Below are 13,457 nucleotides of genomic sequence, written 5' to 3'. Positions count from 1 at the left end.
CCGGCATCTACGCCGCCTGGCGCGGGAACGGCGTGCCCCCGCAGCCGCCCGCCGGCAGGGGCGGCGGCGGTCAGACGGCCGGCGGGAAGACCGTCGCCGCGTAGGCGGCGGGCGCCGGGGCGGGCTGGAGGGCGGCGTGGGCGGCGATCGCGTGGATGTCGCGCCAGGCGCGCTCCAGGCCGCCGCCGGCGTGGAGGCCGCGGGCGCCGCCGGTACGCATCAGGCGTTCGACGGCACCGGTGAGGAGGTCGACGGCCAGCGCCACGTCCCGCTGGTTGAGGGCGGCGGCAACCACCAGGTCCCGCGGGTCGAGGGCGGCGGCGAGCGTCGCGTCACGCGGGCCGAAGGCGGTCCCCGTCTCCCCCGCCGCCCGGCCGTCGGCTCTCGTCGCCGCCGTCTCCAGGAGCAGGCGGGCCGCCTCGATCTCCGCCGAGCAGCGGGCCAGGGTCTGCTGGACCGTGGGGTCGCCGGTGAGCGGCCGCCCGTCGGGGAGGCGGCGCGGGCCGACGAGCCCGGTCCAGGCGTCCAGGGCCCCGCGCGCCGCGCCGAGCGCGGGCAGCGCGAAGAGGAGGGCGGCGACCAGCTGGTACGGCACCCGGTGGCAGGGCGCCGCGTCGGCGCCGGCGACGCCGGCCACGAGGGCTTCGCGGAGGAAGGTGCGGTGCTCGGGCACGTACACCCCGTCGACCGTGACGCTGTGGCTGCCGGTGGCGCGCAGCCCGACCGCGTCCCAGGTCCGCCGGATCCCGACCTCCTCGCGCGGCACGGCGAGCACCCGGTACGCGGGGGCCCCGGCCCCCGAGTGGTCGAGGGAGGCGAGGAGGACCCAGTCGGCGTGCTCGATCCCGCTGGCGAAGGCCCACTCCCCCGACAGGCTCCAGCCGCCGGGCGCCCGGACCAGCCGGCCGGCCGGGGGCACGATCGCCGCCGCGACGCGCACGTCGGGCGAGTCGCCCCACACCTCGCGCTGCCCCTCGGACGGAAGGTGCGCGGCGAGGCGGCCGTGGGCGGCGAGCAGCACCGCGCACCAGGCGGTGGAGGCGCAGGCCGCACCGGCTCCGGCGACGGTGTCGAGCAGCTCGACGAAGCCTCCGGCCGTACCGCCCCAGCGGCGGGGCACGAAGTGCCGGGCGAGACCGACGGCGGTCATCGCCCCGACGACCTCGGGGTGGAGCCGCCCGGTCCGCTCCGCCTCCTCGGCGTGGCGCGCGGCGGCGGCCCGCAGGTGGTCGGCCGTGACGAAGGCGGGGGCGTCGACGACTGTCATGACGAGTACTCCTTTGCGTGGAGGTTCAGTGGTGGTCCTGATGCGAGTAGAAAAAGATTCGGTCCGGAAGGTATTTTCTGAGAGGCCGTCATGAAAGCCATGGAGGGCAGCCACAGCAGAAGGAGGCGGACGCTCGGTGAGGCAACAGGACAGGGCCCGCATGACCTATGACCTGGTGCTCGGCGCGGCAGCCGCCGAGTTCGCCCTGCACGGATTCGCGGGGACGAACCTGGCCGACATCACGGCCCGCACCGGACTGACCAAAGGAGCCCTCTACGGGCACTTCTCCTCGAAGGCCGATCTCGCGGGCGAACTGACCCGCTCCTTCGAGGCCGCCTGGGCCGACGCCCTCGCCACCGCCGCCGGCGAGGCGGAGGAGAGCGGCGCCGCACTGCCCACCCTGCGGAGACTGCTCGTCGGCCTCGCCCGCCGGGTGTACGAGGACGTGCCCTTCGCCGCCGGACTGCGCCTGGTCATGGACACCGCCCTCGCCGAAGGGACCTCGCCCGCCCCCCTCGGCGAGCTCTGTCGTGTCGTGGCCCTCCTCGTCCGCAAGGGCCAGGAGGAAGGTTCCGTCCGCACCGCCCACTCGGCCGACCTGCTGGCCCGGCTCGTCGTGGCCCTCCTCGTCGGGGCCCCCGCCGTGGTGACGGCGACGGACGCGACCGGTCCCGCCGAGCTGGTGAGCGAGGTGTGGGACCTTCTGGAGCCCGCGTTGTCGGGATCCCGCGGCGACTGAACCGGGGGCGACTGAACCGTGGGCGATGCATGTGGGGGTGAACTCGCGGGAGTCACGGGACCTCCGCGGGCGCTGCGGCGGGAACCCGTGGGGTGGGGGGAGGTCCACGGGTCACGCAGCTCGCGCGGGCTCCGTCGCCGCCGGAGGCGTACGGATCCCCTCGGAGCCACCGTGGCGGCGGGGCTCTCGCAGAGGGCGGGGCTTCGGTGACGGGCACGACGTCCGTGACGGGCAAGGCGCCCCTGGCGGGCATCACGTCCGTGACGGGCAAGGCGTTCATGACGGGCTGCGGCGGCGGAGAGGTCCGCGCCCGGTCCGGAGCCTGAAGGTCCGCGCCCGGTCCGGAGCCTGAAGGTCCGCAGCCTGCCGGTACCTGAAGGTCCGAAGCCTGAAGCTCCGGTGCCTGAAGGTCCGGAGACCGAAGGCCCGGTGTCTCAAGCCGCCCGTGGCGCCAGGGCGCGCGCGGGCCGCGCGGCCGCCGGGGATGCGGCCGGGGAGTCGGCGGGGGTCACCGGCGCCGCGCCGGGCAGCCAGGACCAGGACGCCGTCTCCGACGGCGGCGCGGAGACCGGTCCGTCGCCGACCAGGACCGGATGGCCGACGGAGCGCAGCAGCGGCAGATCGCTCTCGTCGTCGGCGTACGCGAAACACTCCTCGGCGGCGAGGCCGAAGGCCGTCATGATGCGGCGGGCGGCCTCGGCCTTGGGCTCGCCGATCATGGGCGGCCCCGACAGCTCCCCGGTGAGCACGCCTTCCGAGGTCACCTCGGGCACGGTGCACACCACGAGATCGGCGCCGACCTCCCGGGCCAGCGGGTCGAGGCAGGCGGAGAAGGCTCCGGAGACGAGGACGACCAGGTCGCCGGCGTCCCGGTGGCGGCACAGCGCCTCGTACACGGGGGTGTGCAACAGCCCGCCGGCGCGGGCCTTCTCGTACCACTCCCGGCCGGAGGCCTCCAGGTCGTCGAGGTGACTGCCGGCGAGGAAGCGGAAGAAGGAACGGTTCACCTGCTCGCGGGGCACGCCCTCGCGGATCTGGCGCTGGAGCGAGGTGCGCGCCGCGGCGAGCCGGCGGGAGGCGACCTCGCCGTGCCCCCAGTACCGGGCGAGGACGCAGGCCATGCTCTTGCAGGTGATCAGGGTCTCGTCGACGTCGAAGAAGGCGGCCCTGGCGGGAGCGAGGCTCATGCTCTGCCTCCTCTGCCGAGGAGGGGGCGGTCGGCGGGGCGGGCGTCAGCGAAGCGGCCGGTCATGCCGCCCTGCGGTGCCATCCGCCGGTCCACCACCGTGGGGGCGGGGTCGGCGATCTCGTACTGCGCCGTCTCGACCAGTTCGAGGATCCGTTCCGCCAGCGGACGCAGCCGCGCGCCGGCCGGCGTGAGCTCGACGGAGCGGTTGCCGCGCCGCTGGAAGAGCGAGGCTCCCATGTCCTCTTCCAGGCCCTTGATCTGCGCGGTCACCGCGGGCTGGGAGTAGTGCAGGTTGTGGGCCGCGCGGGTGAAGCTGAGTTCCCGGGCCACTTCGCGGAAGGCCCGTAAGTGCTGGAGTTCCATCCTTCTGCCTTTCTACGCTCGTCCGTCAGGGAGCCTTGCTTGTCACGCGCACCGGGCGACGGCCGTGGCGAGGACGCGTCCTCCCTGGGCCGCGGAGAGCCGCACCCGGCCGTCCTCCAGCGGCGCGGCCTCGACGGCCACGGCCTCGGCGAGCTCGCCGAAGACGGCGAAGTCGGCGTCCAGGGAGGTCAGCGTGGCCGGCGCCGCCGCACCCCCCGCCGTCCGCCGGGCCGCCTGCCGGAAGGCCTCCAGGAGCAGCATCCCGGGCACGTGGTCCGAGGGGTGCTCGAAGTAGCCGGGGTGGGTGGGGTCGACGCGCAGCCGCCATTCCCGCGTGCCGGCCGGCCTGGTCAGGGCCTCCTCGGCGGGTACGGGGCACAGGACGGCCCGGTCGTCCGCGGCGCCCTCGGGCTCCCCGTACGCGAAGGCCTGCGGGATCGCGGTCTGCGGGGTCCGGCCGCGCTGCCGCAGCCGCCCGTACCGCACGCCGTCGATGACGACGACGCCGGCGGAGGCGCGGGCGCACTCCCGGCCGCCCACCTCGATCACCATGTCGAAGCGGGCGTCGAAGCGGCGCGGGTTGCGCGCTCCGGCGGGCGTCACGACCTTGATGTCGAAGACCGCCGCGAGCGGGCCGCAGCCGACCCGGAGGGCGGCGGGGTCGCTGATGTGCAGGGACAGGGCCTTGAAGATGAAGTGGTGGCCGAGCGGCACGTCGTGGTAGCGGTGGCTCAGGAAGATGCCGGCCTGCCGGACGGTCTCGACGAGGAGCATGAAGTCGGCCTGCCCGGTCTCCTCCGGGCGGTACAGCGCGTGGTTCCGGGGCAGTTGCGCGCCGACCAGGAAGCGGTCGGGCCCGGCGACGACGGCGTCGGTGAGGAAGACTTCGGTCACCGAGGCGCGGTGCACGAACCTGCGGGAGATCGTGCGGTCGAAGCTCAGCTCTTCCTTGGCCTCCCGGATGAGCGGCTCCAGGGACTCGACGGGCGCGAGCGGCTCGACGGATAACACGGTCTGCAGCACACCGATGGACATCCTTATCCCCCTCAAGGTGGAACATCGTGGCGACGAGGGACCTCGGTGGCCCCTCGGCAGCAAGAAATATACCTTCGGGAATGTATATTGCAAGGCGTAGGAACGAGAGAGGCGGACAGGCATGGCGACACCCCGAAGCGAACGGACGCCCCGGAGCACGGAACCGACACCCCGAAGCGAGCAGTCGCCCCGGAGCGCGGAACCGAGGCGACGGAGCACCGAGCCGAAGCAGCGCGGCGCCGAGCCCAAGCAGCGCGGCGAACCGAAGCAGGAGCGCGCCCGGCGCACGAAGGTGCACATCCTCCAGTCGGCCGCCGAGCTCTTCGCCGAGCGCGGCTACGCGACCGTGACCCTTCAGGACGTGGCCGAACGCGCGGAGATGACCAAGGGAGCGGTGTACTTCCACTACACGAACAAGGAGGCCCTGGCCGTCGCGGTCGTGCAGGAGCACTACGCGCGCTGGCCCGGGATCCTCAAGGGCGCCGAGGGCAACCACGAGGAGCCCTTCGACACGCTCGTCGCCGTCCTCGACACGGTCACCCGGGCGTTCGCGACGGACATCGTCGTCCAGGCCGGCGCACGGCTCCAGATCGAGCGGGCGCTCATCGACGCCGAGCTGCCGGAGCCGTACGTCGGCTGGGAGGACTACCTCACCCGGCTGATCGCCGAGGCCCGGGACGCGGGACAACTGCGGGCCGGAGTGGAACCGCGCGCGGCGGCCCGCGTGCTGGTCTCCGCCTTCTTCGGCATGCAGCACATCTCGGACGTCCTCAGCCGCCGCAAGGACCTCACCGAGCGGCACGCGGAGCTGCGGGCCGTCCTCCTCGAAGGGCTGCGCGGCTGATCAGCCGCGTGCGCGCCGTGAGAGACCGGGAAACGGCGTGGCCCCCCACGGATGTGGGAGGCCACGCCGTACGCGTGCGACGGGTCGGGAGCGGTCAGGACCTGCTGCCCGAGCCGACCGGCGCCGGAGCGGAAGCGGAGCTCGTACCGGAAGCCGTACCGGAACCGGAAGCCGCCACGGGGGACGGGGCCGGGGCGGCCTTCGCGGCGACCCGGCGCAGGTACAGGTTGTTGAGGACGAGCGCCGCCGCCGTGAGCGAGGCACCGACGATCTGCATGCCGGCCGGGACGACACCGGTCAGGGCGGAGATCACGAACGCGGTGATCGGCACCACGTCCATGAAGAGGACGCCGTTGAGCGGGCCGAGGTAGCGGTTGCCGAAGTTCCAGCCGAGGACACCGACGAAGCCGGCGATGACGCTCATGTAGGCCAGCTGGGGCAGGATCGAGCCCACGGCGCCCGCCGTCGGGACCGGGACGCCGCCGGCGGCCAGGATGATCGCCGTGATCACGGCGGCGCTGGCGAGGCCGAGGACCGTGGTGATGGCGGTGTACTTGATCGGGGACCAGGTCGGGAAGTAGCTCGCGCCCGAGGTGTAGACGACCCAGCACAGTGCGGCGAAGAGCAGCAGGGCGTCGGCGCCGGCCGTCTTCGGGGAGGCGATCAGCGAGCCGATGTCGCCGTCGGAGACGACGAGGATGGTGCCGACGAAGGACATCGCGATGAAGACGAGCGAGAACTTCGGCGGAACGACCTTCTTCAGCACCCAGTTCACCAGGAAGCCCATCATGGGCATGGTCGCCATCATGATCGAGGCGTTGAGGGCGCCGCGCTCACCGATGAGGTCCTGGCCGAAGAAGACGAGGAACTGGAAGCCCGCGAAGCCGGCCGTGCCGAACAGCCAGGCCAGACCGATGCGTTCGCCCTTGAGGCGCAGCCCCGCCTTCCCCTCGCGGATCCGGAGGAAGACCAGGAACATCGCACCGGCGATGGTGTAGCGCATCACGGTGAAGGTGAAGGGGTCGATGTGCTTCAGGGTGGAGTCCATGAGGGGGAACATCGCGCCCCAGGACACCGTGGCCAGGAGGCAGAGGAGAACGCCTCGCGTGTACGTGTTCTGACTGTTCATGAGTCTTCCTGTCGGGCCTGAGCCGGCTGGGAGTGGGAGGTGAGGGGGTTCTGCGGGGCGGGGCCGGGTCCTGCGGAGGGGGTGCGGAACCCGGCCCCCGGACGGGGACGGACGGGGACGGGGACGGACAGGGACGGGAACGGACGGGGACGGGGACGGACGGTCAGACCCCGGCCGGCTCCGGCGTACGGGACTCCGCGGGCCGGATGTCGAGCAGCGGCAGGACCGACTCCAGGAGCTGGGCGGCCCGGACCTTGCCGGTCGGGCTGTACGGGATGGCGTCGACGGGGACGACGTACGCCGGGAGGCAGGGCACCCGGCGGGCGCAGGCGGCGCTGACCGCCCGGTAGCCGCTCTCCTGCCGCTCGGGCGCGACGGGGGTGAAGGGCACCACGAGCACCTCGCCCGCGCCGGGCAGGCTCGTCCGCAGGACGGCCGTCTCGCGCACGCAGGGCAGGTCCATCAGATCGGCTTCGAGGCCGAAGATGTTGACGTCGAGCGGCTTGCCCGCCTCCGCCTTCGCCACGCCGTCGTTGCGGCCGGTGAGTTCGAGCCGGCCCGCCTCGTCGACGAGCCCGCTGTCGCCGGTGAGCAGGAAGCGCTGCGTACGGCCGCCGTAGTCCAGCGTCATGAAGTCGGGCTCGCTCGTCGCGTAGCTGTCCATCAGCTGGTAGCTGGCGATGGCGACCCGGCCCCGGCTGCCCTTCGGGAGCGGCTTGTTGTCGGCGTCGAGGACGACGACCGTGTTCCCGGGCATGGGGCGGCCGGAGCGGCAGGGCGCCACGTGCAGCTCCTCGGGACCGATCATGACGTTCACGCCGGTCTCGGTCGTGCCGTAGTAGAGGTGCAGCACCGGACCCAGACGGTCCCAGGCGTTGTTGATGACCCACCGGTTGAGGTGCCGGCCGCCGGAGAGCACGAAGTGCAGGCGGGAGGTCTTGTGCAGGTGCTCCGAGTTCGGGTGGGCGACGACCCGGGCCAGGACGGGCGGCACCATGAGGGTGGTGGAGACGCCCTCGTCCTGGATGATCCGGATGAGTTCCTCGGCGTCGTCGTGCGGGCCGAGGACGACGGTGCCGCCCAGGGTGAGGAAGATCCGCGCCCAGCCGGGACCGGAGGCGTGGTAGAGCGGGACGGTGACGAGGTGGACGTCCTCTTCGTCGAAGGCGTACTGGTCGACGAGGTCGGCGAAGCGGCGGGCCTCGAAGGAGGTGCGCCGGACGACCATCTTGGGGACGCCGCTGGTGCCGGAGGTGAAGGAGAAGGCCTCGAACGGCTGCTCCACCGGCTGCGGTTCGCCCGGCGCCGACACGAGGAGGTCGGTGAAGCTGACCGAGACGGTCTGGCCGTCGGGCAGGCCCACGGGCTCGCTGTCGATGGATATGTCGAGGATGTCTCTGCCGTTCGGCCAGCCGCACTCCTCGACGAGACCCCGGTGGGCCCTGGAGGTGATGACGACGGTCGGCTCCAGCTGGTCGAGCGCGGCGGCGGTCGCGACGGGCCCGGCGGTGTAGTCGAGGCCGACGCAGGGGATGCCGAGGGAGCTGACGGCGGCCATGGAGACCACCAGCTCCCAGCTGTTCTCGGCGAGGAAGACCGCGCGGGCCGGCCGGGCCTCGGGCAGCAGGTCCTGGATGGCGCAGGCCACCCGGCTGACCTTGTCGGCGAAGTTCGCCCAGGTCATGCGGGTCTCGCCGTCGACGACGGCGACGCGCTGGGGCCAGCGGGCGGCGTGCTTGCGGATGTCCGCGATCTTGATCATGGAGTTCCTCCTCGGGATCTGGGCGGGCGGATCAGCTGGTGGCGACGGCGGTCGCGGCGGCCGTGACGGTGGCCGCGGTGGTGCCGGTGGCCGAGACGGCGGCGGCGGCACCGGCGAGCTGCTCGGTCGCGCGGGACTCGGCCGTACGGGCCGGCAGGCGATCGACCGTGGCGGGCACGGAGCCGGTGACGGCGGCCTGGACGGCGAGTTCGCGCGCGGAGACGGTCGGGTTCCGCAGCGTGTAGATCTCGCAGCCGCTGGAGCGCAGCTCGTCGATCTGACTGAGCGTCCGCTCGCAGAGCTTCTCGCCGGGCACCGTGATGGGGATGCCGGGCGGGTAGGCGATGATGAAGTGCTCGGAGGTGCCCGTGGCCAGGGCCGCGGAGGCGCTCCGGTAGGTGCGCTGGATGGTGCGCAGGGCGTCGAGGAGGCGCAGCAGGGTGGCCTCGTCCACTCCGATGTGGATGTGGAAGAGGACGGCGTCGCCGCTCTCCCGGGCCACGTACAGCGCGTACTCGTCGAAGAGCATCCGGCGGAAGTCGGCGGCCGTGATGCCGAGGGCGCTGATGTCGACGAGGACCCGGGTGGGGTCGTCGCTGACGAGCTGCGCGGCGTCGGTGAGGTGGCCGTCGGGGCCGAGCGGGCGGTACGCGGAGAGCCGCGGGTCCGTGGCGAGCTCGACGCGCAGGGTGCGGGCGAGCCCGAGGGAGCGGCCGAGGAGCGACTCGCCCTCGGTCTCGGCCTGGAGCCGGGCCAGGTCCAGGCTGGCGAGGACGGGCCAGCTGGGCGAGGTGGTGTGGTGCTGGAAGAGGGCCTGGGCGGTGCGCTCCTGGGCCTCGCCGTCGCCGATGAGGTGCAGGTAGGAGCCCTGGCGGAGCGCGGACATCGACTTGTGCGCGGAGTGGGTGACGGCCACGTTCATGGCGAGCCGGGGGTTTTCGGCGCGCAGTGCCTCGACGGCGTGGAGCGCGGTGAGCGGGCGCAGCCGGGGGTGGAAGCGGTGGGCGGCGCCCCAGGCCTCGTCGACGAGGACGGAGACGGTGGGGTGGACGGCGACGAGCTCGGCGAGGACGGTCGGCAGGTCGTACCGGACGCCGTCGTAGGAGACGGCGGAGAGGACGACGGTGTCGAAGGGCCGTCCCTCGGCGGCGGCGGCGCGGAACATCTCCAGGAGCCGGGGCAGGTCGGCGTACGTCCGGGGGCAGCCGTCGCAGCAGCGCTGCATGGGGGCGTACGCGACCTGGACGCCGAGCGAGTTGAGGGCGAAGTGCACCGACTGGTGGCAGGACCGGTCCGCGAGGACCCGGGAGCCGGGCTGGGTCAGCGCGGTCAGGGCGACCCGGTTGGCGGTGCTGGTGCCGGCGGAGAGGAAGAAGGTGGCGTCGGCGCCGAAGCTGCGGGCCGCGAGGCGCTGGGCCTCGCGGAGCGGGCCCCGGGGCCGGAAGAAGGAGTCCAGCATCGTGCCGCTGTAGGACACGTCGGCCGCGAGCTGCGCGACGCCGAAGAGCGCCTCGTAGGTCTCCCGCATGTGGGAGTCGCGGATAGACCGGCCGTGCGAGAGCGGCAGCGCGTGGAACGTGGCGATGTCCCGTCGTGCGACTGCGAGCACGGCGTCGGCGAGGGGGGTCCTGCCGTCCGGGTAGGCCCCGGGACGAGCCGGCAGTGTCGCCGGCTCCGGAGTGGAGCTGGTGGATGCGGTCATGCACCCATGAAATAAAAACCTTCGCGAAGGTATCAACTATCATCAGGGAAGCTGATGGACGACCGGGGGAACCCCCCGGCCGACCAGCGGGAACAGCAGCCCGCGAGGGACAGGCCCTAGGCGGCCCGGCGCGGACGGGGGACGAGCTCGCCGCCGCAGTTGGGGCAGACATCGGCCATGGCGTCGGCGCAGGGCACGCAGAAGGTGCACTCGTACGTACAGATCCGCGCGGGTCCGTCGACCGTCAGGACCGCCGTCTCACAGCGCTCGCAGCGGTCTCGCATCTCCAGGGCCATGGTCGGCTTCCCCTCTTCGTACGGCCGAGAACGACTCCATGATCCACACGAGCCCCGGCCGCCGGAAACAGCCCGGTGGCCAAGGATCGAAGGGATCGGGTCAGCGCCTGACCAGGCAGAACGGATGCCCCGCCGGATCCGCGTACACCCGCCAGCTCCGCGTGCCCGCCCCGCCGTCGAGCAGGGTCGCGCCCCGCGCGAGGACCTGCTCCTGGGCCGCGTCCAGATCCGCGACGCCGAAGTCCGGGTGGAGCTGCTGGGGGCGCTCCGGGTCCGGCCACGTCGGCGGCCGGTGGTCGGCGACGCCCTGGAAGCAGAGCACGAGCCCGCCGGGGGTGTGCAGCGTGGACCAGCCCTCGCCGAGGGACCAGCGGGGGTCGGGCCGGTCGATCTCCCCACCGAGCAGCGCTCGGTAGAAGGAGGCGAGTTCACGGGGCGCGGAGCAGTCGAGGACGATGCACTCCAGTTCGGCGATCACGGCCGGAGTCTATGAGGCGGCCCCCAGAAGGAATCCGCCCTACCGGCCACGCGCCTCACCCGTCCCGCCGCGCCCTCCGCGACTGGGTGCGGACCGCCCCCATGCTCGCCCCGATCACCAGGGCGATCGCCAGCGCGTCGGTGGCGGACAGGGCCTGACTCAGGATGAGGAAGCCGGCCGCCGCCGCGATGGCGGGTTCCAGGCTCATCAGGATCGCGAACGTGGGCGCGGGCAGGCGGCGCAGCGCGAGGAGTTCCAGGGTGTACGGGAGGACCGAGGACATCAGCGCGACCGCGAGGCCCAGGCCGATCGTCGACGGTACGAGGAGCTTGTCGCCCGCCTCCGCGATGCCGAGCGGCAGGCTGAGGACCGCACCGAAGGCCATCGCGAGGGCCAGCCCGTCGGCCTGCGGGAAACGGCGGCCCGTACGGGCGCTGAACACGATGTACGCCGCCCACATCGCCCCCGCCGCCAGCGCGAAGCCCGCGCCGAGCGGATCGAGGCGGTCGAAGCCGCCGCCCCCGAGGAGCACGACGCCGCCGAGGGCGAGTCCGGCCCAGAGGAGGTTGACGAGGCGGCGCGAGGCCACGACCGAGAGGATCAGCGGACCGAGGACCTCCAGGGTCACGGCCGCACCCAGCGGAATCCGGTCCGCCGCCTGGTAGAAGAGGATGTTCATGCCGGCCATGGCGGTGCCGAAGGCGACGATCGTCCCCCAATCGGCCCGGCCGTAACCCCGGACCTTCGGCCGGCACACGATGAGCAGCACGGCGGCGGCGAGCACGAGCCGCAGGGTGACGACCCCGAGCGCTCCCGCCCGGGGCATCAGCAGCACCGCGACGGCCGAACCGAACTGCACGGACAGCCCACCGGCGACGACGAGCGCGACGGGCCCGAGCCGATGACCGGCCGCGGAGGACGGAGCCGCAGCCGCCCGCACCGGCGACGCCGGGGCCGCTTCCTTGACCCGAGTGTCCACCAAGGCTCCTCATCCACAGCTAGTTCATTGAATTGGACCCCTGGTCCAGAATAATGCACCCTCGCTGCGACCGCAGCCGGGATTCCCCTCCCCCGTCACCCGCCACGCTACGAGCCCCCGCGCGGCACCGGAAATGCCGATTGCGCTGCGGTTATGCTCCGGACGCATGAGCATCGAGCTGCGCCACCTCCGCTGCTTCCTCGCCATCGCCGAGGAATCCAGCCTCACCAGGGCCGCCGCCCGGCTCCACCTCACCCAGCCCGCCGTCTCCCGCACCCTCGCCGCCCTCGAACAGCACCTCGGCGCCCGGCTCGTCGACCGCTCCACCCACCACCTCGCCCTCACCGCCGAAGGCCGCGCCTTCCAGGACCGGGCCGCCGCCGCCCTCGCCGCCTTCGACGCCGCCGTCGACCCGGCCCGACTGCGCCAGCGCCCCCTGCGCCTCGGGCACGCCTGGTCGGCCTTCGGCCCGTACACCACTCCCCTGCTCCGGCGCTGGCAGCGCGCCCACCCCGAGACCCCGCTGGAGCTGCTCCGTATCGACGACCGCACCGCCGGCCTCGCCCGCGGCGAGGTCGACGCGGCCCTGCTCCGCGGGGCCGTCGAGGCACCGGGCCTGGTCACCGCGGAGCTCACCACCGAGAGCCGCGTGGCCGCCTTCCCCGCCGACCACCCGCTCGCGGAGCGCCCCCGGCTCGCCCTCGGCGACCTCACCGGGGAGACCGTCGTCCTCAACACAGTCTCCGGCACGACCACGCTGTCCCTCTGGCCGGCCACCGCCCGCCCGGCCGCCACCCTGACCGTCGCCAACACCGACGACTGGCTCACCGCGATCGCCGCCGGCCGGGGCATCGGCGTCTCCTCCGCCTCCACCGCCGCCCTCCACCCCCACCCGGGCGTCGCCTACCGCCCGCTCCCCGACGCACCACCGCTCCCGGTCGTCCTGGCCTGGCGCGACGCGTTCCCGCACCCGGCGACGGAGGCGCTGGTGGCGATGGCCCGGGAGATCGTCAGCGGGAACTGAGGGACAGCGACCGAGCCAGGCGCAGAAGCCCGTCACGCATCCGCTGTTCGCCGAGTTCGGGCAGGAGTGCGGCGACGTGGTCGGCCGCCACGGCGGCGAGCAGGGCGTGGGCGGCATGGTCGGGGTCGGGGGCGGCGGCGAGCAGGATCGCCACGTGGCGGTGCCAGAACCGGTAGGCCCCGATCCTGTACCGGGCGCCGGGAGTCGCGGTCTCGGACATGCGGACCAGCGCCAGATGCTCCAGGAGGTAGTCGACGTAGGCGTCCAGGAACGCGGACAGGCGCTCCTCGGCCGGGGCGCCGGGGCCGAGCGGGGGCGGCCCGTGCAGGACGGCCTCCTGCAGGACGCGTTCACGGGCATCGAGGAGTGCGGCCGCCAGCCCCGACTTGTCGCCGAACCGGCGGAACAGCGTGCCCTTGCCGACGCCGGCGGCCGCGGCGATCTGATCCATGGACACCGCTTCGACGCCCTGCTCGGCGAACAGCCTGGCGGCCGCCTCCAGCACCGCGACCCGATTCCGGGCCGCGTCGGCGCGCTCCTTGGGCGGGGGCGTCCGCAGCAGCTCCAAGGACATTGCCGAACCGGACTGCAGTCCGCTACTGTCGTGAGTCATATCTGGACTGTAGTCCGATTCCCTTGGAGGCAGTGGC

14 protein-coding genes are annotated in these 13,457 nt (G+C 73.3%); 3 read left to right on the top strand and 11 right to left on the bottom strand.

The window, feature by feature from the left end:
• Window positions 1–70: 70 nt before the first annotated feature.
• Complete coding sequence (locus AB5J54_RS22905; protein ID WP_369145775.1) at window positions 71–1,267, bottom strand: acyl-CoA dehydrogenase family protein; 1,197 nt, start codon at window positions 1,265–1,267, stop codon at window positions 71–73.
• A gap of 160 nt (window positions 1,268–1,427) precedes the next feature.
• Between AB5J54_RS22905 and AB5J54_RS22900 the strand changes: the two genes are divergently transcribed.
• On the top strand, window positions 1,428–2,006 hold the full coding sequence (locus AB5J54_RS22900) for a TetR family transcriptional regulator (protein ID WP_369145774.1): 579 nt from the start codon (window positions 1,428–1,430) through the stop codon (window positions 2,004–2,006).
• 434 nt (window positions 2,007–2,440) lie between these two features.
• Here the strand turns inward: AB5J54_RS22900 and AB5J54_RS22895 are convergent, their stop codons facing one another.
• Genes AB5J54_RS22895 through AB5J54_RS22885 form a run of 3 tightly spaced genes read right to left on the bottom strand, consistent with a single transcriptional unit; the run spans window position 2,441 to window position 4,593 of the window.
• Entirely contained in the window at window positions 2,441–3,193 is a 753-nt protein-coding gene (locus tag AB5J54_RS22895) for an HAD family hydrolase (protein ID WP_369145773.1), read from the bottom strand.
• Window positions 3,190–3,558, bottom strand: coding sequence for a LysR family transcriptional regulator (locus AB5J54_RS22890; RefSeq protein WP_369145772.1), 369 nt, complete (start codon window positions 3,556–3,558; stop codon window positions 3,190–3,192). The genes AB5J54_RS22895 and AB5J54_RS22890 overlap by 4 nt, the downstream gene beginning before the upstream one ends.
• A 42-nt stretch (window positions 3,559–3,600) precedes the next feature.
• Window positions 3,601–4,593, bottom strand: a complete 993-nt coding sequence (locus AB5J54_RS22885) for a ScbA/BarX family gamma-butyrolactone biosynthesis protein (protein WP_369145771.1) — start codon at window positions 4,591–4,593, stop codon at window positions 3,601–3,603.
• A 121-nt stretch (window positions 4,594–4,714) separates the two neighbouring features.
• Here AB5J54_RS22885 and AB5J54_RS22880 point away from each other — a divergent pair, with 121 nt between their 5' ends.
• The gene (locus AB5J54_RS22880; protein ID WP_369145770.1) at window positions 4,715–5,437 is read left to right on the top strand and encodes a ScbR family autoregulator-binding transcription factor; all 723 of its coding nucleotides are present in this window, start codon (window positions 4,715–4,717) and stop codon (window positions 5,435–5,437) included.
• Between the two features lie 94 nt (window positions 5,438–5,531).
• Here the strand turns inward: AB5J54_RS22880 and AB5J54_RS22875 are convergent, their stop codons facing one another.
• The 6 genes from AB5J54_RS22875 to AB5J54_RS22850 form a co-directional block, all read right to left on the bottom strand.
• A complete protein-coding gene (locus AB5J54_RS22875; protein ID WP_369145769.1) occupies window positions 5,532–6,566 on the bottom strand; it encodes a DMT family transporter in 1,035 nt (344 codons plus the stop codon).
• A gap of 163 nt (window positions 6,567–6,729) precedes the next feature.
• Complete coding sequence (locus AB5J54_RS22870) at window positions 6,730–8,328, bottom strand: class I adenylate-forming enzyme family protein (RefSeq protein ID WP_369145768.1); 1,599 nt, start codon at window positions 8,326–8,328, stop codon at window positions 6,730–6,732.
• Between the two features lie 31 nt (window positions 8,329–8,359).
• Window positions 8,360–10,030: an arginine decarboxylase gene (locus AB5J54_RS22865; RefSeq protein ID WP_369145767.1), complete on the bottom strand. Its 1,671-nt coding sequence runs from the start codon at window positions 10,028–10,030 to the stop codon at window positions 8,360–8,362.
• A gap of 116 nt (window positions 10,031–10,146) precedes the next feature.
• Window positions 10,147–10,326 carry a DUF1272 domain-containing protein gene (locus AB5J54_RS22860; protein WP_369145766.1) on the bottom strand — a complete coding sequence of 60 codons (180 nt, stop codon included), beginning with the start codon at window positions 10,324–10,326 and terminating at the stop codon, window positions 10,147–10,149.
• Window positions 10,327–10,426: 100 nt separating this feature from the next.
• Entirely contained in the window at window positions 10,427–10,804 is a 378-nt protein-coding gene (locus AB5J54_RS22855) for a VOC family protein (RefSeq protein WP_369145765.1), read from the bottom strand.
• A gap of 55 nt (window positions 10,805–10,859) precedes the next feature.
• Complete coding sequence (locus tag AB5J54_RS22850; protein ID WP_369149430.1) at window positions 10,860–11,744, bottom strand: DMT family transporter; 885 nt, start codon at window positions 11,742–11,744, stop codon at window positions 10,860–10,862.
• 205 nt (window positions 11,745–11,949) lie between these two features.
• Here AB5J54_RS22850 and AB5J54_RS22845 point away from each other — a divergent pair, with 205 nt between their 5' ends.
• Complete coding sequence (locus tag AB5J54_RS22845) at window positions 11,950–12,807, top strand: LysR family transcriptional regulator (RefSeq protein WP_369145764.1); 858 nt, start codon at window positions 11,950–11,952, stop codon at window positions 12,805–12,807.
• Here AB5J54_RS22845 and AB5J54_RS22840 read toward each other — a convergent pair.
• Window positions 12,794–13,420: a TetR/AcrR family transcriptional regulator gene (locus AB5J54_RS22840; RefSeq protein ID WP_369145763.1), complete on the bottom strand. Its 627-nt coding sequence runs from the start codon at window positions 13,418–13,420 to the stop codon at window positions 12,794–12,796. The two genes, AB5J54_RS22845 and AB5J54_RS22840, sit on opposite strands and share 14 nt — an antisense overlap.
• Window positions 13,421–13,457: the final 37 nt, after the last annotated feature.

The sequence above is a fragment of the Streptomyces sp. R44 genome (genome assembly GCF_041053105.1).
Classification (GTDB): Bacteria; Actinomycetota; Actinomycetes; order Streptomycetales; family Streptomycetaceae; genus Streptomyces.
This window is presented reverse-complemented; position numbering and strand designations above follow the sequence as displayed.